Genomic DNA, 19,847 nt, shown 5'->3' on the forward strand with positions numbered 1-19,847 from the left:
TATGTTTAAAAAAGATAATTGGGATGAAATTTTACAGGCCTTAACAGCCAATGTCTTTAGGACAGTGCTTACAGCATTTGGGGTGTTTTGGGGGATATTTATTCTTGTAATACTGTTAGCGGCAGGAAATGGTTTAGAAAACGGAGTTAAAAAAGGTTTTGACGGAATTGCGACCAACACTATGTTTATGTGGAGTCAGACGACCTCAAAAGCCTATAAAGGTTTGCCTAAAACCCGTCGTTACGATTTCAGAAACAGCGATGTTATGGCGTTAAAACAGGCGTTTCCGGATTTGTTATATGTTTCACCAAGAAATCAGTTGGGTGATTTTAACGGAACCAATAATGTCGTTCGTGGTACCAAAACGTCCTCTTTTACGGTTTATGGCGATTATCCGGAGTTGATCAAGCAACAACCGATGGATATTATAAAAGGTCGTTTTGTAAATCAGCAGGATATTGCCGAAAGAAGAAAAGTCGCGGTTATTGGTAAAGGCGTGATCACGGAACTGTACGGAAAAGAAGAAGAAGCGATTGGGAGTTACGTAAAAATAAACGGAATCAATTTTATGGTAATTGGCGTTTATAAATCCAAACAACAGGGAGGGAATGCAGAACAGGAACAGAAAAATATTTTTGTTCCGTTTACGACTTTTCAACAAGCTTTTAATTTTGGAGATAAAGTGGGCTGGATGGCGCTTACGGCAAGAGACGAGGTGTCGATTACAGATTTAAAACCAAAAATTTTAGAATTGATCAGAGCACTGCATTCGGTAAATCCTACAGATGACAGGGCGGTGGGGAATTTTGACTTGTACGAACAATTTAAGAAGGTGCAAAGTTTGTTTGACATTCTAAAAATCATTGCTTATTTTGTGGGAACCTTAGTTTTAATATCAGGGGTAATTGGTATTTCTAATATTATGCTTATTGTAGTAAAAGAACGTACAAAAGAAATTGGAATCCGAAGAGCCTTAGGAGCAACACCGGCAGCCATCAGGGGGCAAATTTTATCAGAGTCTATCTTTTTAACTATTATCTCGGGCATGTTAGGGATAGCAGTAGCAACCGGAATTATAGCAATTCTGAACCTGGTTTTAGATTCTATGCCACCTGATAGTAATACCATGTTTGCCAGTCCAAGCGTAGATTTAGGAGTAGTGTTTGTAGCATTATTAATATTAGTTGGATCGGGTTTGCTGGCAGGATTTATTCCGGCGCAGACCGCAATCAATGTAAAGCCTGTAGATGCTTTACGAGCAGAATAAATTATCAATCAAAAAAATAATCGATTAAACCAAAAACAAAATGAAAAAAGGAGTAACGGTAACTATTTTAATTTTTATTGCTGTAGTTTTCTTTGGCGCACTATATTACTTGTACGCTAAAAATCAGGAGTCACCTATCGTCTTCAAAACGGAGAAAGCAGAAATTAAAACGATTGTAAAAAATACCATAGCGACAGGTAATATTCAACCGAATGAAGAGGTGTTAATCAAACCAAATATTTCGGGTATTATCGAAGAAGTGTATATCAAAGCAGGAGAAAAAATCAAGGCTGGTGATATGATTGCGAAAATTAGAGTAGTAGCCAATGTGTCTAATGTAAGCAGTACACAAAATCAGGTACAAACGGCTAAAATTGCTTTAGACAATCAGGAGAAAATCTTTAAAAGACAAAAAACGTTATTCGATAAAGATGTTATTTCGGCAAACGATTTTGATGCTGCACAATTGGCTTACACACAAGCCAAACAAACTTATCTGGCAGCCAAACAAAGTTTAGATATTGTAAAAACAGGAACAACAACTTCTTTGGGGAATTATGCTAATACGCTAATTCGTTCTACGGTAAACGGAATGGTTCTGGCTGTTCCCGTGAAAGTGGGGAATCAGGTTATTGAAAGTAATAACTTTAATGAAGGAACTACAATTGCAAGTGTTGCCGATGTTGGAAGAATGATCTTTATTGGAAAAATTGACGAATCTGAGGTAGGAAAAATAAAAGAAAATTTGGCGATTGAAATTACAGTCGGAGCGATTGAAAACAAAAAGTTTGAAGCTGTTTTAACGGATATAGCGCCAAAAGGAGTAGTGGAGAATGGAGCAATTCAATTTGAAATTAAAGCATCATTACCTAATAAAGAAAAAACTTTTATCAGAGCCGGTTTGAGTGCAAATGCGTCTATCATTTTAGAAAAAGCAGAGAAAGTACTTGCCATTAAAGAATCATTAGTTCAATTTGATAAAAAAACACAAAAACCTTATGTAGAGATTGAGACAACGCCTCAAAAGTTTAAAAGAAAAGATTTAGTTTTGGGGGTAAGTGATGGGATTTATGTTCAAATTAAGAGTGGTATTAAGAGTACAGACAATATTAAAATCTGGAATCAGGGCCTGATAACAGAGGGGGAGAAGAAATAATTTAAAAATTTGTAGGTTTTTTGCTTTTAAAATAAGTTAAATTTGTGTAGTATTGATGCTATACTATCATTCAAAATATATGAAAATAAATAAATACAACACTCTTGTTTTTACAATGCTTCTTGGATTTGGATTATCAGGTCAGGCGCAAACAAAAAAATGGACTTTAGAAGAATGCGTGAGATACGCAATGGAAAATAATATCACAATTAAAAATACAGAATTAGATATTAAAAACGCAGCTATTGATAAAAGAGGGGCGATCGGTAACTTTCTGCCTTCCGTTAGTGCCAATGCTTCACATTCCTGGAATATTGGTTTGAATCAGAATATCACAACCGGTTTGCTTGAAAATCAGACCACACAATATTCTTCTGTTGGTGCTTCAGTAGGAGTAGATATTTACAAAGGTTTACAGAATCAAAATACACTTCGAAAAGCGAATCTTTCTATTGTTGCTTCAAAGTATCAATTAGTAAAAATGCAGGAAGATATTGGATTGAATGTTGCCAATGCTTTTCTGCAGATTCTTTTTAATAAAGAAAATCTAAAGGTAAAAACAGAGCAACTGTCTATAGATGAAAAAAGACTTACCCGCTCTGAAGAAATGGTAAATGCGGGAACAATTCCTCGTGGTGATTTGTTTGACTTAATGGCTACAGTTGCTACAGATAAGCAAAATATTATTATTGCCGAAAATAGTTTATTGATTTCTAAATTAAGTTTAGCACAACTTTTACAGCTTAAGGAATTTACAGAATTTGATGTTATTGATGATACCAATGCGAAAGATGAAAATAATATCATGGCACAAAGTCCAACTGATATTTATAATAAAGCAAAAGAAATCAGAACAGAATTAAAATTAGCACAGACTAATCTTGAAATTGCTGAAAAAAATGTTGCAATTGCAAGAGGTGCTTACCAACCTACATTAAGTGCTTTTTATAACTTTAATACAAGAGCAAGTTATTCGCAAATTCCTGTAGGTGCAACTCCTAATTTAGATAATCCTACAAGTCAGATTGGTTATGTTCAGGGAACAAATCAAAGTGTTTTAAAGGATAACTATACTCCGGTTTTAGGAAACGCAGCTCCGATTGTGGATCAATTTAGTGATAATAAAGGACAGTCATTCGGGCTTCAGCTTTCTGTGCCGATTTTTAATGGCTTCTCCGTTAGAAATAATGTAGAACGTAATAAAGTAAGTTTAGAGAAATCTAAAATAGATTTAGAGCAAAAAAGTTTAGATTTGCAGCGTAATGTTTATACTGCCTTTACAGATGCAAAAGGGGCTTTAAATGCGTATGAATCATCTAATGTAACTTTAGAAGCAAGACAACAAGCTTATAATTATGCAAAAGAAAAATATGACGTAGGTTTAATGAATTCATTTGATTTTACACAGTCTCAAACCTTGTTGACCAATGCGCAATCAGATGTTATCAGGACTAAATACGATTACATGTTTAAGATCAAAATAATTGAGTTTTATTTCGGAATTCCAATTGTCCCAATTATCACAAAATAATTTAGTATGTCAAAAAAAACAATTTATTTCTTAGTCGGCGGTGCGATGGTTGTTATCGCAGTTTTGGTTTTTCTTTCAAAATCGGGTGTACTGGGAAATAAGGATAAAGGAAAAGAGGTAGAGATTTCAAAAGTAGTAGCTTCAACAGTTGTTGAAACGGTTTCGGCTACAGGTAAAATTCAACCCGAAATTGAAGTGAAAATAGCTTCAATGGTCTCGGGAGAAATCATTGCATTAAATGTAAAAGAAGGGCAAGTTGTTAAAAAAGGAGATTTGCTTGTTAAAATAAATCCGGATTTATATACTTCGGGATTAGATCGTTCCGTGGCTAACTTAGCGGGATCTAAAGCAGGTTTAACACAATCTGATGCTAGTTTTAAAGAAGCTAAATCAAATTATGAGAGAAATAAAACCTTGTATGATAAAGGCGTAATTTCAAAATCAGATTGGGACAAAGCGGTCGCTTCTTTTGAAGTAGCGAAAGCCACCAAACAAAATGCTTATTATAACGTGCAAAGTGCTTCGGCTTCTGTAACTGAGGCAAAGGATAATTTGGGACGTACTACTATTTATGCTCCGGCTGATGGAACCATTTCCGTATTAAATGTAGAATTGGGAGAACGTGTTTTAGGAACACAACAAATGGCAGGAACAGAGTTGTTAAGAGTGGCGAACCTCAATAATATGGAGGTTGAAGTAGATGTAAATGAAAATGATATCGTAAAGATAAAAATTGGTGATGAAGCCAATGTTGAAGTGGATGCTTATCTGAAAAAGAAATTCACAGGAGTTGTGACGAGTATTTCTAACTCAGCAAGTACTGCTTTGACTTCAGATCAGGTTACTAATTTTAAAGTTAAAGTTCGCATTTTAAAAGAATCTTATCAGGATTTATTAGAAGGTAAACCGTCCACCTATTCTCCTTTTAGACCAGGGATGACCGCTACGGTTGATATTAGTACACAGACGAGGAATAATGTTTTAGCAGTGCCAATTAGTGCTGTTGTGGTCAAATCGGATACCGCAGCTGTAAAGGATTTTACAGTAGAAGATCCTAATGAAGATAAAAAAGCAGCTCCAAAAAGCGATAAGAAATTTGAATGCGTTTTTGTGAAATCGGGCGATAAGGCCAAAATCAGAATCATCAAAACAGGTATTCAGGACGATACGAATATCGAAGTAATATCGGGACTGAAACCAGGGGATGTTGTCATTACGGGGCCTTATACTACGGTTTCTAAAGATTTAAATTCCGGAGATAAAGTGAAGCTTAAAAAAGCAGATACTTCTAAGAAATAATTCAGGTTAAATAATTCAACTTAAAAAAAAATACATTGTCTTTTATTCTCAATATTGAAACCGCTACCAAAAATTGTTCTGTAGCAATTGCAAAAAATGGTGAAACAATTTTATGTAAAGAAATCGCAGAAGAAGGATATTCCCATGCCGAAAAATTACATGTTTTCATCGAAGAAGTAATTGCCGAAGCGGGCATTTCTGTTCAAGATTTAACTGCAGTAGCGGTAAGTCAAGGACCGGGTTCTTATACCGGTTTACGAATTGGGGTTTCGGCTGCAAAAGGCTTGTGTTACGCATTAAACGTTCCATTGATTGCGGTTGATACCTTATTGACTTTGGCTTCTCAGGCTCAGGTTACAGAGGGAAAAATTATCCCAATGCTTGACGCAAGAAGAATGGAAGTGTACAGCGAGATTTTTAATGCTAAATTAGAAGTTGAAAGAGCAATTCAGGCAGAAGTTATAGACGAAAATTCTTTTGGAGACATCAGTGAGACGATCTATTTTGTTGGAGATTGTGCCGAAAAAGGCAAAACAGTTCTGACAAGAGATAATTTTATCTTTTTAGAGAATATCAAATACCCTTCGGCAGCGGCAATGAGTAAAATCAGTTTTGATAAGTATCAAAAAAGCGACACCGTAGATGTCGCTTACTTTGAACCTTATTACTTAAAAGATTTTATGATGACTACGCCATCAAAAAAATAAGAAGTACTTTTTATTTTTGAATGGTGTACGGTTGAATTGCAATTCCGGCTTCATCTAAAGCGGTTTTGCAATTTTCCAGAGTTTGAGAGAAAACAACACCATAATTTTCATTCTTTGCCCACGGACGTACCGAAAATTCGATGGCACTTGTTGTTAGGTTTTTAACGAAAACTTCAGGAGCAGGATTTTTAAGGACGTTAGGGTTTTTAGTTAAAACCTCTAAAAGCACTTCTTTCGCTTTTTTAATGTCTGAATCATAAGAAACAGCAAATGTTAAATCAGCTCTTCTTTCTCCCTGCATGGAGTAGTTAATGATCGTTCCGTTAGACAATGAACCGTTAGGAACAAAAACCGTTTGGTTGTTGGCAGTTAACATCTTAGTAACGAAAATCTGAATTTCAACTACAGTTGCGATAACACCTTGTGCTTCAATAGTATCTCCAACTTTAAAAGGTTTGAAAACAATAATCAACATTCCTCCTGCAAAATTCGAAAGGGAGCCTTGTAAGGATAAACCAACTGCAAGCCCCATTGCTCCTAAAATGGCAACAAACGAAGAAGTTTCAATTCCAAGTTTTGAAATAAAAGTTACAAATAATAAAATTCGTAAAGCCCATAGTAGAATGTCAGCAAGAAATTTAGTTAAGGTAGGGTCTAGATTTCTCTTAACCATTATCTTTCTAATGATTCGGTTTATTAATCTTATGGCGTATAAGCCGATAAATAAAATTACAAATGCCGAAATGAATTTTGGCGAATAATCAAGTAATACGTCCACGAATTTGCTGGCGTAATTACTAATCTGATCTGAATTGATGTACATATTATAAGAATAAAAAAACCTTCTCAATAGAGAAGGTATATTAGTGGTGCAAATATAAAGATATTTATTTTTATAAGAAAAGATGTGGCTTTTTATTCCTTGTCTGTAGCCTCATCAGCAATCTCATCTTTGGCAATTACGGTTTTTTCATTAACATCGGCTACAGTATCTGAGATAGCGGTTTTGGTTTCTCCGGTTAGTTCACCTGCTTTTTCTTTTACAGAATCAATGACTTCACCTATAGAGTCAGAAGCTTTTTCAACGTATTCGCTCACTGTTTCTTTGGCCTGACTGGCATATTCGGCAGCAGTATTAAGTAGCGGTTCCGAAGCTTCTTTGGCTTTGGCCAGCGTTTCTTCAGCAAAAGTCTCTGCTTGGTCTATATAGGGTGCAGCAGCTTCTTTAGCCTGTTCAAAAGTACTTTCTGCCTGATTGGCCAAATCTGTAGCTGATTCTTTGGCGGTGCCAAATAAATTCTTGAAAAACGAAGATAATCCCATAGTTTCTGATTTTGATTGGTTTATATTACAATATTAATTATTTCTACAGAATTTATAGTATTATAATTGAAATAATTTACTGAAAATTAGAGAGATAGGGTGAAATAAAAAAAGCGCCTCGATAAAGGCGCTTCTGTTTTTATGCTTTTTTGTTTTATGCGTTTACAGCTTCTACTTTAATCGCTTCATCGTTTAACATGCTTTTTAGCATATTTTCGATACCGCTTTTTAATGTAAAAGTAGAGGAAGGACAACCACTGCAGGCTCCTTGTAAAATTACTTTTACCGTTTTGTCATTTTCATTATAAGAGTCAAACGCAATATTACCACCATCAGCTGCTACTGCAGGTTTTACGTATTCTTCCAGGATATTAATGATTTGCTGAGAAGTAACATCTAATTTGTCAAAAGCTTCATCTTTAGTGATGTCGTTTTTAGTAGCCACTTCGATTAATGTTTCATCTAAAACGGTTCCTCCGTTTTCAATAAACTGTTTGATGAAAGTTCGTACTTCAAGTGTGATTTCCTGCCAGTCATTGATGTCATATTTAGTTACCGAAATATAGTTTTCATCAATAAAAACTTCTTTAACATAAGGAAATTTAAACAATTCCTTTGCCAATGGCGAAGAAGCAGTCTGGTCAATGTTTTTGTATTCAACAGCATTTCGGGTCAGCATTCTGCTAACTACGAATTTTAATGCCGCAGGATTTGGAGTTGTTTCGCCATAAACCGTAATAGGCTGTTTTTTAGCACTGCTTTCCTCAATTTTTATGATCACACCACCTTTGTCTACAAAAGACTCGATTTGTTCTGCAACAGCGTCTTTTACATCATCCCATTCTACAATACTGTATCTTTCAATAGCAATAAAATTCCCTGAGATATAAACTGTTTTTACAAACGGAAGATAGAACAATTGCTGCGCCAATGGCGAAGATTGTGCGTCATCGATATTTTTGAATTCAAAGTTTTGATTCTGAGTGATGAAATCTTCAAATTCGAACTTTAAGATCGTTGGATTTTGAGTTTCTTTTATAGTGATTTTTGTCATGAGCTTTATTTTTTTGCAAATTTAGTAAAGTTATTTTCTACTAATACCTATATTTGGTTTTTTAATAAAATAATTAAGACTCTTTTCAAATTAATCGTATAAAATGCGAAGAGTTGTAAGTATATCTAAGCAAAGTTGCCTTTATGGAATTTAGAATCAGAGTATTATTTGTTTTTTTGATTACCTCTCTTTATTCTTATTCACAAGAAGGAATCCCCGTATATTCAGATTACTTGTCTGATAATTATTATTTAATCCACCCTTCGATGGCTGGCGCGGCAAATTGTGCTAAAATCAGACTTACCGCCAGAAAACAATGGTTTGGCCAGGAAGATGCCCCATCCTTGCAAACATTAAGTTTTAATGGCAGGATAGGAGAGCGATCCGGAGCCGGGATTATTGTTTTTAATGATAAAAATGGATATCATTCTCAAAAAGGTTTTAAGCTTACGTATGCACATCATATCATGTTCTCCAGAGACGAAATCGATTTGAATCAGCTTTCTTTTGGAATTAGTGGGGGAGTGATTCAGAATCAGTTGGATGAAACACAATTCGGAACAACTTTTGACCCGCTTATTTTCGGTTCTGTGCAAAAAGATTCTTATTTTAATGTTGATGTAGGGGCTTCTTATAACTATCTGAATTTTTATGCTCATGCTACTGTTCAGGGATTATTGGAGACCAGAAGACAATTGTACAGTGATCTTGAAAGTGATAACCTGAGAAAGTTGCTGCTTAGTGTAGGATATGTTTTTGGCAAGAAAGAGAGTGTAACCTGGGAACCTTCTGTTTTATTTCAATACTTTGACAAGACCAAGGAAAAATCAATTGATTTAAATTTAAAAGCTTACAAAAACATGGATTTTGGAAGTTTGTGGGCGGCATTGTCTTATAGAAGAAGTTTTGATGGAGCTGAATATAGCCCGGGAAGTGGAGTCGCTTCTCAGAAATTACAATATATTACACCTATAATAGGTATAAATTATAAAAATTTCATGTTTGCCTATACTTATTCTCAAGTCACCGGTAATGTGAAATTTGATACTGGTGGTTACCACCAGATTACTTTGGGAATCAATTTGTTTTGTAAAAAGGAACGTTACGATTGTAATTGTCCTGCTATTAATTAAAAATCTTTTTTATGTTAATTAAATCTGTAAACGGAAAATCACCGGCAATTCCTGAGGATTGTTATGTAGCCGAAAATGCAACTATTGTCGGAGATGTTACTTTTGGAGATTCCTGCAGCGTTTGGTTCAATGCTGTTATTCGCGGTGATGTTCACTATATTAAAATCGGAAATAAAGTTAATATTCAGGACGGGGCCGTTATTCATTGCACCTATCAAAAGCATCCGACTATTATAGGTAATAATGTTTCAATCGGTCATAATGCAATTGTTCATGGCTGCACGGTTCATGACAATGTGTTAATCGGAATGGGCGCTATCGTTATGGATAATTGTGTGATCGAAAGCAACTCTATAGTAGCAGCCGGTGCTGTTTTAACGCAAAATACGGTGGTGACTTCAGGAAGCATTTACGCAGGTGTTCCGGCGAGAAAGGTAAAAGAGATCGATCAGTCTGATTTTGCCGGCGAAATCGAACGCATTTCGAACAATTATGTTATGTATTCCGGTTGGTTTAAAGACGAAGAATAATTTACAAAAGGATTTGTTCTTAAAAATCCTTTTGTATAACCTCGTATTTGTCGTTTAAGATCGATTTTAAAACCGATGGATTTGAATTGACATAAAAGACAGGTTCGCTTTTTTCTGCAGCTGTAAAGCCCACTTTTTCGCGTAATACATTTTGAGTCTGACGTGCCACAGCCTCTCCTGAATCTATGATCTGAATGTGTTCCGGCAGGATTTTTTTGATCTGTGGAATTAAGTACGGATAATGACTGCATCCTAAAACCAAATAATCAATATTGGCCTCGATCATAGGTTGCAGATAAGTTTCTAATAATTGCGTCATTTCTGGCGAATTAAGATTACCCTCTTCAATAAGCTGAACGAGTCCATGACCTACTTGTTCAATGATGGTCGTGTTCTGAAACATTTCGGCAGTTTTGTTAAACAACTCACTGTTGAGAGTGCCTTGAGTAGCGAGGATCCCAATAACCTGTGTTTTCGAATTCGTAGCGGCAGGTTTTATAGCAGGTTCAATTCCAATAAAAGGAATGTTGTAGCTTGCACGAAGTTCACGAATAGCATTTGTAGTAGCGGTATTGCAGGCAACCACAATTAGTTTGCAATTGTTTTCGATTAAAAAATCAACATTTTTTTTGCTTAGTGCCACAATCTCTTCCTTGGTTTTTTGACCGTAGGGCGCATTTTTACTGTCGGCTAAGTAAATGGTTCTTTCATTCGGAAGTAGTTCATGAATGGCACTCCAAATGGAAGTTCCTCCGATACCGGAATCAAAAACACCTATAGGATTATTATTCGTCATAAAGCAAAGTTACATATTTCTGCGTTTCTCTACAATCTGGATTTTAAATAAAAATAAGATTTAAGGAAGAATAAAAAGGTGTGATGGATGTGGTTTGGTTAAAACGATTCTGAAGGTAGAAACTTGTAGTAAATGTGCTCTGAAATCTGTAAAATGTATGTTGAGGTTTGTCATTTCGAGCGAAGTCGAGAAATCACAGTAGAAACTCCGTACAGTTTGTCATCCTGAGGAACGAAGGATCTTCGTTTACTGAATCGATACCGTTGGGCTTTACTTTACGGAATTACTTGTGAAGATACTTCGTACCTCAGTATGACAAAATTGAGAAAAATAGAAACCTCGTACAGTTTGTCATCCTGAGGGACGAAGGATCTACGTCTGCTGAATCGATACCGTTGAGCTTCACTTTACGGAATTACTTGAGAAGATACTTCGTTCCTCAGTATGACAAAATTGTGGAAAATAGAAACGGAGCAGCTAATGTGATTTCTCATTCTTCGAAATGACATAGACGAGCAAAGCTTTGACTTATCCATAACTTTTAGGTTTGGAATTTGGAATTTCAAAAACTTGGAATTTAACCCTTGTGGTCATTGCTCTAAAATAAAAAACGGCTCCAACTTAAAAAGCAGAGCCGTTTTTTTATAATAAGAAAGTGTTTCTTAGAATCCTAAGTCTTTTTTAACGTCAGCTGTAACGTTTGGACCGTCAGCTAATAAAAGAGTAGAACCGTCTAATACGTATTGGAAACCTTTAGCTTTTCCAACTTTTTGAATAGAAGCTCTTACTTTTTCCATTAATGGTTTTACGATATCAGTTTCTTTTTGTTGTAGTTCTTTTTGTGCATTGTCTCTGTAATCAACAATTCTTTTTTGCATGTCTTGAACTTCTTTAGAACGCTCACCGTTTACAGCTTCTGTTACTGTAGCAGCTTCAGCCTCATACTTTTTGATTTTTACTTGATATTCGTCAACCATTTTTTTGTATTCAGCATCATATGTACCACTTAATTTTTGTAGTTGGTTTTGTGCGTCAAGCATTGCAGGCATTTTCGACATAATCTCGCTAACATCAACATGGGCTACCTTAGCTTGTGCGTTCATTGTGTTACTTGCTCCTAATATTAGCATAGCAGCGATTAGTAAAGTTTTGATTTGTTTCATCATTTTTAAAATATTAATTAATTATTGGTCGTATTTGTTTTCTGTGCTGCGGCTTCTTTTGCTTTTTTGGCCGCTTCTCTTTCTTCTAAAATTTTCTTCTTTCTTTCTTCTAATTCTTTTTTACGCTGCTCGTAAAGTTTTTGTCTTTCTTCTGCTTTATTTTCTGTTGCCGCTGGCTGAGCTGTTGTTGTTTTTTGCTCTGTCGTGGCAGCAGGTTTATCAGTAGACGGACTTGTTTTAGTAGCGTCTGTTTTTGCTGGTTCAGAAACCGTGCCATTTTTTCTGGCCTCTCTTTCTTCTAATAATGCTTTTCTTCTGTCTTCGTATTCTTTCTTTTTAGCTTCCTGCTCTAGTTTTCGATCTAAAATTAATTTCTCTCTTGCTGCTTTTCGGTCATCCAGAACTTTTTGTCTGTCTTTCATGGCAGGATTCTCATCGATAGCGTTTTCAAGATTTTCTTTTTTCTCTTGTTCTTTCAATTGTTTTTTAGTCAATTGTTCACGCTTATCGGTTCGGTTTAAGATACGGATAACCTGATCGCTAATATCAAACTTTTTATTGCTAAAAAGCATTGTTAAATCAGAAGACTTGTCAAAAACAAAATCATAATTTTTAGCTTCGGCAATATCCTGAACGGCTGTGAAAACCTGATCCTGAATTGGTTTTGCTAAAGCCGCTTTATGTCGGATTAAATTTCCGTCAGCTCCAAATTGCTTTTGCTGGTAATCCAGCATTTCTGTTTCCAGAAATTTAATCTCTGTTTCTCTTTCATCGATAAGCTCTTTAGTCAATAATGCTTTTTCAGCTTTAAGACTTTCTTTGAGATTATTGATGTCCGTTTTTTTGGTCTCAATTTCTTGTTTCCATTTTTGAGCTTTTAGCTCTAATTGTGCATTTGCTTCTTTATAATCAGAGACATTTTCTAAGATATACTCCATATCTATGTAGCCAATCCTTGTCGATCTTGTCTGTGCCTGACTTGTATTTGCTACAATCAAGGCTAAAAATATAAATAAAAATTGTCTTCTCATAACATTACTTTATTTGAAAATTTTTAACCAAATATAATCTTCTTAAAATTGCTGACCAATAATAAAGTGTGGTTCCCAACCATTTGGTCTGTTATTAATTGCTCCCGGTGCAGCATCGAAACCATACCCGAAGTCAAAACCTAATAGTCCAAACGCCGGCATAAATACACGAACACCAAGACCTGCAGAACGATATAAATCGAACGGGTTGTAAGCTTTAAACGTTGGATAAGCAGCTCCAGCTTCTATAAATGTTAAAACATAAATTGAGGCCGATGGTTTTAAGGTTACTGGATAACGAAGCTCCATAGAGAACTTATTGTAAATCGTTGCTCCAATTTGCTGTCCATATCTAGGATCTTTAGGATCTTCAATAATCGGTGTCAACGTATTGTTTTTATATCCTCTTAATCCAATAGTCTCTCTACCGTCCATAGAGTAGTTGGCCATTCCATCTCCTCCCATGTAAAAACGTTCGAAAGGTACTACACCTCGTTCTTGATTATAAGCACCCAAGAAACCAAATTCTGTTAATGTTCTTAAAACTAATTTACCGTACACTTTAGTATACCAGTCTGCTTTAAATTTAATTTTATAATATTCTAACCAGTTGTATTTCTTCTGATCGACTTTTGCAATGTCAGTATCTGCATTTTGGTAATTTGTACCTACACTAGATAATCCAGTATTTCCATTTACTACTTCAGTCTTAACGTAATCACCAGTATTTAGAGGTTTACCATCTATTCCGTTTCCAGATGTTCCTGTATATTGTGTTTTGTATTCTTTTTGATTCCCCAGATCACCATAATCAATACCATTGAACATAGAGTAAGGTGGTGTAACTTTTGCAGAAATACTAAACTCCGAACCATAAGTTGGGAATATAGGATTGACCCCTTTATTACTTCTTGAAATTCCAATTGTATACGCAAGGTTTCTTGACGCTCCGTTACCAAAGGTAAACAATCCTGTGTTATAATTGTTCAGGTCATAGTGTTGGTAACTTACAGATTGTGACAATACGAAGTAGTCATCCGGCACTGTAAGTCTTTTAGCAAGACCAACTTGTAACGTTAAGATGTTAAAACTTTTGCTCTTATCTACATCTCTTGTCACAAAATTGTTTAAGAATTGTTTACTGTAAGAGATAGAAGAACTAAACTGTACTGGTTTTTTTCCACCGAACCATGGTTCTGAGAACGATAAACTATACGTTTGGAAATAAGTACTTCCTTGTAAACGAAGTGATACTTTTTGCCCGTCTCCCATTGGTAAAGGTTTGTAAGAGTCTTTCTTGAATAAATTTCTGGCTGAGAAATTATTAAAAGAAAGTCCTAAGGTTCCAATGAAACCACCTCCACCATAACCTCCTTGAAGTTCAACCTGGCTTGATCCTTTTTCAACAACATGGTATTCGATGTCTACTGTTCCGGCACCTGCGTCTACATTCTTGAATTTTGGATCTATCGCCTCAGGATCAAAAAATCCTAATTGTCCAATTTCACGAATCGTTCTTACTAATTGTTCTTTACTGTATTTTTCACCTGGCTTAGTTCTTAACTCGCGGTAAATAACATGATCATTTGTTTTGTCGTTTCCAACAACTGTAATTTTATTAAAATAAGCGATTGGACCTTCTGTAATTCTGATCTCAAAATCGATTGTATCATTAGCAGTTTTTACCTCTACAGCATTAATGTTTGAAAACAAATATCCATTGTTTTGGTACAAATTGGTAATGTCTTCTGCATCCGGTTTTGTTTTGTCTGCGATCCTTTTTTCAAGTAAAACACCGTTATATGTTTCTCCTTTTTTGATCCCTAAGTAGCGATTCAAAAGGTGGTCAGGATAAACTGTATTTCCTAAAAACTTAATATTTCCGAAGTAATATTTATTTCCTTCTTCCATTTTAATTTTGATGGCAAGCATATTTTTCTCTTTGTTGTAAGCAACAGAGTCATAAATAATACGTGCATCACGGTATCCTTTTTCTTTATAGGTAGAAATAACTTTTTCTAAGTCGGTCTTGTATTTTTCAGGTATAAATTTTGAAGATTTAAGAATGCGGAAGACATTTTTTTGTTTAGTGTCTTTCATAGCGGCTCTCAGTTTAGTATCGCTAAGTTGGGTGTTCCCTTCAAAATCGATACTGCTGATTTTTACTTTGTCGCCTTTATCTACCCGCACAACCATATTTACCTGATTTCCTGCAGTGGTATCGGGAGTAGTAGTAATAGTGACTTTGGTGGTGTAAAAACCGTCTTTTTTATACTTGTTTTCGATGTAATTTTTGGTAGTGGTAATAAGGTTTTCATTAACAATTTTGTTTTTAGTTAAATTGTTATCTTTAATTAAACCTTCTACTTTATTCTTTTTGATACCAACAAATTTGACCTCATTAAGCTTAGGAAGCTCAATAATATTCAGGTCTAAATAGATACTGTCTTGTTCGATTTTATTTACATAAAACGAAATTTCGTCAAAAAGTCCCAGTTTGCCCAATTTTTTAATTGCGCCACTGATTTCTTCTCCGGGTACCGTTATTTCCTGTCCTTTTTGAAGGCCAGAGAAAGTAACCACTGTTTGTTCATTGAAGCTTATTTTACCAACGACAGAGACTTTAGCAAGAATGTACTTTTTTCCTTGATCAAAAGGAACTCTTTCTTGTGCTTTTATTTGTGAAAAACTACCCATTAGAATCAGGGTAAGGACTAGTTGTATTCTTTTTTGTAACACTAAAAAATTATTTAATTTGTTCACTGGTTTTTCCAAATCTACGTTCTCTTTTTTGATAACTAATAATAGCCTCATATAAATCTTGATCTTTAAAGTCTGGCCACAAGACATTAGTAAAATATAATTCTGCATAGGCGATTTGCCATAGCAAAAAATTACTTATTCTATGTTCTCCACTTGTTCGTATTAATAAATCTACGTCAGGTAAATTTTGCGTGTAAAGATGCTCATTTATAATTGAATCGTCAATAGCGTCTATTGAAATTATATTATTTTTAACTTTATCACTGATGATTCTAACGGTATTTACCAATTCTTCTCGTGATCCGTAACTTAAGGCCAGAGTAAGAGTAAGGCGGGTGTTGTTTTTTGTCTTATCAATTACATCTAAAAGTTCTTTTTGAGCACTTTTTGGTAACTTATCAAGGTTTCCAATAGCATTAAGTTTAATGTTATTTTCCTGCAAAGTACCAAGCTCTTTTTTTAAAGAATTGATTAGAATTTTCATTAAAGCTTCCACTTCGAGTTTTGGACGATTCCAGTTTTCTGTTGAAAAAGCATATAAGGTTAAATACTTAATGCCAAGTGTAGCACAAGTAGTAATTGTTTTTTTTACAGACTTTGTTCCGTTTTCGTGACCAAATGCTCTTAAGAAGCCTTGTTGTTTTGCCCAACGCCCATTTCCGTCCATAATAATGGCCAGATGTTGTGGTAAGTTTGTTTGATCTATAGAGTCTAGTAAGTTCATTGTATTAATATGCGCAATAGCAAGGTTTTTGTCCAAAGGTATACGTTAAAGTAACACCTGAGAATACATACCAATCATTATTATTTAAATTTCCAAAACGTAAAGGAGCTAAATTTCCATTGCTGGGATTGCTTCCGTCAATATTATCAGTAAAGGTATAACGCACTCCGGCTTCTGCTGCTAAAATCAGATGAGGCGTTATATTCGATTTTATCCCTAATATAATAGGTATTGCAAACGAATTTGAATTTTTGATTTTTCTTGTTTGTCCACCCGAGATATACAAATCATCATAGTTGAAGAAACTCAATCCCGAAAACAGATACGGTGTAACTTTAGGATGATAATCGTGAAGATTAAAATCAAAAAAGTTAAATTCCAGACCAGCTGACAGTTCTTTTATATTGTTTTTAAATTTATAACCTCTGTTGCTTCTTCCGGTTTCTTTAGAATCAAGGTCATTTCCTATTACGGTAGACTGAGTGTAAGAGAAACGGTAGGAGTGGCGTGGGCTTCGGTTCCATTTATATAGTATACCAAAAGCCGGTTTTTCAGGAGCGATATAGGTGGTCTTTCCTACGTCTCCTACAAAGTTACTTCCACCCAAGAAAACACCAATCTCATTTATTTGAGCGCTTAGTGTTAAGAAGGGGAAAAAACAGAACAATAAATTAAAAATTTTCTTCATTTAATTCAGAATTGCGTGCAAATATAATAATTATCAATACGAATCAAAGTTTCTTTAGTAAAATGTGCTTTTTTTTCAATTTACGATATGATTTTTAGACATTTAATGATGATTCGCTACATGCAGAACGGGAAAAAGTACTGCAATAGTATACTTGTGAATCAGAAAAGAGATTAATTTCTTTTGTCCTCTCCCCAAAGCAATTTGTTTCTCAAGGTTTTCAAGAAAGTCTCGCCTGGGATTTCGACCATTTTTATTTTGAAATTGGTCTTTTTTATGGTTAAAATGGATTCGTTTTTTACAGAAGCAACTCTGGAATCCAGTGAAACTAAATATTGATCGTCTCTGCCTGAAACACGAAGTTTTACCTCGGTATCATCCGGAATTACAAGAGGTCTTGCCGTTAAATTATGTGGGGCAATAGGGGTAATCACTAAACTTTTGACATCTGGCGTTAATAATGGTCCTCCGCAACTTAACGAATATCCTGTAGACCCTGTTGGTGTAGAAATGATTAAACCATCTGCCCAGTACGAAGTCAGGTACTCATTGTTCAAATGCGTTTCAACTGTAATCATCGAGGTGGTGTCTTTTCTGCTTATAGTAACCTCATTCATGGCAAAGTTTAATTCGGCTATAGCATCATTTTTTGGCTCACAAGTCAGACTTAATAAAGTTCTCTCAGAGATCGTGTAGTTTTTGTCGACTACAAACTGTAAAAAACTATCAATCTTTTCTTTTTGTACAGTGGCCAAAAATCCGAGTCTTCCTGCATTTATTCCTAAGATTGGAACGCCTGAATCCCGAACTAGAGTAGCTGCTCTCAAAATAGTCCCGTCACCGCCAATGCTGATCAACATTTCAAAGCTATCATCTAAAGAAGTAGTCGAAGAAAAGGTGTTGTACTCCGCATTAATAAGTTGCTTTTCATAAAGCATTTTTAGAAAATTTTCTTCAATTACCATTTCAACGTTGTTCGAATTGAAGAACAAGAAAATGTCTTTTATGATCGGTTCCGTACTGTTTTGATAATATTGTCCGTAAATCGCTACTTTCATTCTTTTTGTTTAGATAATGAGAAAATTTGATGATGTGTCAATGTCTTGGGGGACGATCTGATTGACTCATTTTCTGCTTGTTATATTTTAAATTATATATTAAGGTACTTGTCCAGATAATCAGAACGTTCTTTTAAACTGTTGATATAGGTGTCTTCCTGATGTTCTGATATAATTTCGTAATTGTATCTTCTGAAAGTCTGAATGATTTCATTCATGGCTCCCAATCCAATTTTTATGGTGATTTGAACATTCTCGAGATCGGCTTCAGAGATGAAACAACCCAGAATTTTACCGTTATTGCTTTCTACAATCTGAGTGATCTGACTCATGGAGTAATCGATAAGTCCTTTTTGAATGATAATGATGCCACCTTGTTCTTTTAAAAATGGAGTTTCTTTAAAAAACTTCATTATATCTTCCATTTCATAATAGCCGATATAAGTGTTGTTTTCGTCCAGAACAGGAACGGTGTTGGTGTGATTTTTAGCAAAAACCTCTAAAAGATCTAACCAAATCATTGATTTTCGCGCAAAAAAACGTTCAAACGTATATTTATAGTCGATTGTTTTTTTGTCTGTATCAAAAGTTTCAACATCATCAGAGGAGATGCTTCCAATGTAAATACCATTCTCTAAAACCGGAAAATGGGAAAAACTTAGGTCAGCAAAAAAGTCCTGAACCGACGCTATCGTTTCCTGGCTGTCGATTGCTCGAAAATCGTTTGTGATATAGTTGGTAATTTCTGTCATAGATCAATTGTGGATATTTGATGCAAAATAATCAAAAAATAGCAAAAACTGCTACCTTTTACTTTGTATTTTTGTGGTAACAAATATAATGTTACTAGAATTAATTATCTATTTATATGACAAAATTAAGTGTAAATATCAATAAAATTGCAACGTTGCGAAATGCCCGTGGCGGAAATGTTCCTGATTTATTAAAAGTGGCAACAGATATCCAGAATTTTGGCGGACAAGGAATCACGATTCACCCACGTCCGGATGAGCGTCATATTCGCTATCAGGATGCGCGCGATTTAAAAGCCATTGTACATACTGAATATAATATCGAAGGAAATCCACAGCATAATTTTATTGATTTGGTTTTAGAGTGTAAACCAACACAAGTTACCTTAGTTCCCGATGCAATTGGGGCCATTACTTCTTCTGCCGGTTGGGATACTATAAAAAATGAATCTTATTTAAGTGAGGTTATTCAGGAATTTCAGCGTAACGGAATCAGAACTTCGATTTTTGTAGACCCGGTTTTGGAAATAATTGAAGGTGCCAAAAAAACAGGGGCGGACCGAATTGAATTGTATACAGAAGCTTTTGCACATCAATACGGCTTAGGAAATAAAAACGGAATTGATCCTTATGTTGAAGCAGCAAAACTGGCCAACGAATTAGGTTTAGGAATTAATGCAGGTCATGACTTAAGTTTGGATAATATTCAATTCTTCAAACAAAACATTCCGGGATTGTTAGAGGTGTCTATTGGTCATGCCTTAATTTCAGAAGCGCTTTATCTTGGTTTGGATAATGTGGTGAATATGTATTTGCAAAAACTGAAATAAGTTACTATATAAAACAATTATAACCTGATGTAATTGGGTTAT

19 protein-coding genes are annotated in these 19,847 nt (G+C 35.0%); 8 read left to right on the forward strand and 11 right to left on the reverse strand.

Annotated features, from left to right (window positions below):
- Nucleotide 1: 1 nt before the first annotated feature.
- The 5 genes from ACHRV3_RS07545 to tsaB all read left to right on the forward strand — a co-directional run bounded on the left by ACHRV3_RS07545 (nt 2) and on the right by tsaB (nt 5,960).
- Nucleotides 2-1,267 (forward strand): ABC transporter permease, encoded by a 1,266-nt coding sequence (locus ACHRV3_RS07545; protein ID WP_395433839.1) that lies wholly within the window; start codon nt 2-4, stop codon nt 1,265-1,267.
- Between the two features lie 40 nt (nt 1,268-1,307).
- Nucleotides 1,308-2,423 (forward strand): efflux RND transporter periplasmic adaptor subunit, encoded by a 1,116-nt coding sequence (locus ACHRV3_RS07550; RefSeq protein WP_047773143.1) that lies wholly within the window; start codon nt 1,308-1,310, stop codon nt 2,421-2,423.
- A gap of 79 nt (nt 2,424-2,502) precedes the next feature.
- Nucleotides 2,503-3,954: a TolC family protein gene (locus ACHRV3_RS07555; protein ID WP_047773145.1), complete on the forward strand. Its 1,452-nt coding sequence runs from the start codon at nt 2,503-2,505 to the stop codon at nt 3,952-3,954.
- 6 nt (nt 3,955-3,960) lie between these two features.
- Nucleotides 3,961-5,253: an efflux RND transporter periplasmic adaptor subunit gene (locus tag ACHRV3_RS07560; protein WP_395433840.1), complete on the forward strand. Its 1,293-nt coding sequence runs from the start codon at nt 3,961-3,963 to the stop codon at nt 5,251-5,253.
- Nucleotides 5,254-5,288: 35 nt separating this feature from the next.
- Nucleotides 5,289-5,960 (forward strand): tRNA (adenosine(37)-N6)-threonylcarbamoyltransferase complex dimerization subunit type 1 TsaB, encoded by a 672-nt coding sequence (tsaB, locus tag ACHRV3_RS07565; protein ID WP_395433841.1) that lies wholly within the window; start codon nt 5,289-5,291, stop codon nt 5,958-5,960.
- A gap of 10 nt (nt 5,961-5,970) precedes the next feature.
- Here tsaB and ACHRV3_RS07570 read toward each other — a convergent pair whose 3' ends face one another.
- From ACHRV3_RS07570 to ACHRV3_RS07580, 3 genes are all read right to left on the reverse strand, one after another.
- Entirely contained in the window at nt 5,971-6,783 is an 813-nt protein-coding gene (locus tag ACHRV3_RS07570; RefSeq protein ID WP_047773150.1) for a mechanosensitive ion channel family protein, read from the reverse strand.
- A 92-nt stretch (nt 6,784-6,875) separates the two neighbouring features.
- Nucleotides 6,876-7,283, reverse strand: a complete 408-nt coding sequence (locus tag ACHRV3_RS07575) for a hypothetical protein (RefSeq protein WP_047773152.1) — start codon at nt 7,281-7,283, stop codon at nt 6,876-6,878.
- 154 nt (nt 7,284-7,437) lie between these two features.
- A complete protein-coding gene (locus ACHRV3_RS07580) occupies nt 7,438-8,337 on the reverse strand; it encodes a NifU family protein (protein ID WP_047773154.1) in 900 nt (299 codons plus the stop codon).
- A 143-nt stretch (nt 8,338-8,480) separates the two neighbouring features.
- Between ACHRV3_RS07580 and ACHRV3_RS07585 the strand changes: the two genes are divergently transcribed.
- Nucleotides 8,481-9,470, forward strand: a complete 990-nt coding sequence (locus tag ACHRV3_RS07585) for a type IX secretion system membrane protein PorP/SprF (RefSeq protein WP_395433842.1) — start codon at nt 8,481-8,483, stop codon at nt 9,468-9,470.
- A gap of 11 nt (nt 9,471-9,481) precedes the next feature.
- A complete protein-coding gene (locus tag ACHRV3_RS07590; RefSeq protein WP_047773157.1) occupies nt 9,482-10,000 on the forward strand; it encodes a gamma carbonic anhydrase family protein in 519 nt (172 codons plus the stop codon).
- A 19-nt stretch (nt 10,001-10,019) separates the two neighbouring features.
- On the opposite strand, the gene murI is transcribed toward ACHRV3_RS07590, so the two are convergent.
- The 8 genes from murI to ACHRV3_RS07630 all read right to left on the reverse strand — a co-directional run bounded on the left by murI (nt 10,020) and on the right by ACHRV3_RS07630 (nt 18,975).
- Entirely contained in the window at nt 10,020-10,796 is a 777-nt protein-coding gene (murI, locus tag ACHRV3_RS07595) for a glutamate racemase (protein ID WP_395433843.1), read from the reverse strand.
- A gap of 662 nt (nt 10,797-11,458) precedes the next feature.
- Nucleotides 11,459-11,962, reverse strand: coding sequence for an OmpH family outer membrane protein (locus ACHRV3_RS07600; RefSeq protein ID WP_205625349.1), 504 nt, complete (start codon nt 11,960-11,962; stop codon nt 11,459-11,461).
- Between the two features lie 14 nt (nt 11,963-11,976).
- Nucleotides 11,977-12,990 (reverse strand): OmpH family outer membrane protein, encoded by a 1,014-nt coding sequence (locus tag ACHRV3_RS07605; protein WP_395433844.1) that lies wholly within the window; start codon nt 12,988-12,990, stop codon nt 11,977-11,979.
- A gap of 42 nt (nt 12,991-13,032) precedes the next feature.
- The gene (gene bamA / locus ACHRV3_RS07610; RefSeq protein ID WP_047773164.1) at nt 13,033-15,804 is read right to left on the reverse strand and encodes an outer membrane protein assembly factor BamA; all 2,772 of its coding nucleotides are present in this window, start codon (nt 15,802-15,804) and stop codon (nt 13,033-13,035) included.
- On the reverse strand, nt 15,737-16,477 hold the full coding sequence (locus tag ACHRV3_RS07615; protein ID WP_047773166.1) for an isoprenyl transferase: 741 nt from the start codon (nt 16,475-16,477) through the stop codon (nt 15,737-15,739). The genes bamA and ACHRV3_RS07615 overlap by 68 nt, the downstream gene beginning before the upstream one ends.
- 4 nt (nt 16,478-16,481) lie before the next feature.
- Entirely contained in the window at nt 16,482-17,165 is a 684-nt protein-coding gene (locus tag ACHRV3_RS07620) for a DUF6089 family protein (RefSeq protein ID WP_047773168.1), read from the reverse strand.
- A gap of 173 nt (nt 17,166-17,338) precedes the next feature.
- On the reverse strand, nt 17,339-18,223 hold the full coding sequence (locus ACHRV3_RS07625; protein WP_047773169.1) for an NAD kinase: 885 nt from the start codon (nt 18,221-18,223) through the stop codon (nt 17,339-17,341).
- Nucleotides 18,224-18,315: 92 nt separating this feature from the next.
- The gene (locus ACHRV3_RS07630; RefSeq protein ID WP_395433845.1) at nt 18,316-18,975 is read right to left on the reverse strand and encodes a CBS domain-containing protein; all 660 of its coding nucleotides are present in this window, start codon (nt 18,973-18,975) and stop codon (nt 18,316-18,318) included.
- 116 nt (nt 18,976-19,091) lie between these two features.
- Here ACHRV3_RS07630 and ACHRV3_RS07635 point away from each other — a divergent pair, with 116 nt between their 5' ends.
- The gene (locus ACHRV3_RS07635) at nt 19,092-19,805 is read left to right on the forward strand and encodes a pyridoxine 5'-phosphate synthase (RefSeq protein ID WP_395433846.1); all 714 of its coding nucleotides are present in this window, start codon (nt 19,092-19,094) and stop codon (nt 19,803-19,805) included.
- Nucleotides 19,806-19,847: the final 42 nt, after the last annotated feature.

The sequence above is a fragment of the Flavobacterium sp. FlaQc-49 genome (assembly GCF_044005985.1).
Taxonomy (GTDB): Bacteria; Bacteroidota; Bacteroidia; order Flavobacteriales; family Flavobacteriaceae; genus Flavobacterium; species Flavobacterium cupriresistens.

Coding starts and splice junctions, on each gene's coding strand:
- ACHRV3_RS07545 (WP_395433839.1), top strand. CDS start 2: ATGTTTAAAAAAGATAATTGGGATGAAATTTTACAGGCCTTAACAGCC.
- ACHRV3_RS07550 (WP_047773143.1), top strand. CDS start 1,308: ATGAAAAAAGGAGTAACGGTAACTATTTTAATTTTTATTGCTGTAGTT.
- ACHRV3_RS07555 (WP_047773145.1), top strand. CDS start 2,503: ATGAAAATAAATAAATACAACACTCTTGTTTTTACAATGCTTCTTGGA.
- ACHRV3_RS07560 (WP_395433840.1), top strand. CDS start 3,961: ATGTCAAAAAAAACAATTTATTTCTTAGTCGGCGGTGCGATGGTTGTT.
- ACHRV3_RS07570 (WP_047773150.1), bottom strand. CDS start 6,783: ATGTACATCAATTCAGATCAGATTAGTAATTACGCCAGCAAATTCGTG.
- ACHRV3_RS07575 (WP_047773152.1), bottom strand. CDS start 7,283: ATGGGATTATCTTCGTTTTTCAAGAATTTATTTGGCACCGCCAAAGAA.
- ACHRV3_RS07580 (WP_047773154.1), bottom strand. CDS start 8,337: ATGACAAAAATCACTATAAAAGAAACTCAAAATCCAACGATCTTAAAG.
- ACHRV3_RS07585 (WP_395433842.1), top strand. CDS start 8,481: ATGGAATTTAGAATCAGAGTATTATTTGTTTTTTTGATTACCTCTCTT.
- ACHRV3_RS07590 (WP_047773157.1), top strand. CDS start 9,482: ATGTTAATTAAATCTGTAAACGGAAAATCACCGGCAATTCCTGAGGAT.
- murI (WP_395433843.1), bottom strand. CDS start 10,796: ATGACGAATAATAATCCTATAGGTGTTTTTGATTCCGGTATCGGAGGA.
- ACHRV3_RS07600 (WP_205625349.1), bottom strand. CDS start 11,962: ATGATGAAACAAATCAAAACTTTACTAATCGCTGCTATGCTAATATTA.
- ACHRV3_RS07605 (WP_395433844.1), bottom strand. CDS start 12,990: ATGAGAAGACAATTTTTATTTATATTTTTAGCCTTGATTGTAGCAAAT.
- bamA (WP_047773164.1), bottom strand. CDS start 15,804: ATGAGGCTATTATTAGTTATCAAAAAAGAGAACGTAGATTTGGAAAAA.
- ACHRV3_RS07615 (WP_047773166.1), bottom strand. CDS start 16,477: ATGAACTTACTAGACTCTATAGATCAAACAAACTTACCACAACATCTG.
- ACHRV3_RS07620 (WP_047773168.1), bottom strand. CDS start 17,165: ATGAAGAAAATTTTTAATTTATTGTTCTGTTTTTTCCCCTTCTTAACA.
- ACHRV3_RS07625 (WP_047773169.1), bottom strand. CDS start 18,223: ATGAAAGTAGCGATTTACGGACAATATTATCAAAACAGTACGGAACCG.
- ACHRV3_RS07630 (WP_395433845.1), bottom strand. CDS start 18,975: ATGACAGAAATTACCAACTATATCACAAACGATTTTCGAGCAATCGAC.
- ACHRV3_RS07635 (WP_395433846.1), top strand. CDS start 19,092: ATGACAAAATTAAGTGTAAATATCAATAAAATTGCAACGTTGCGAAAT.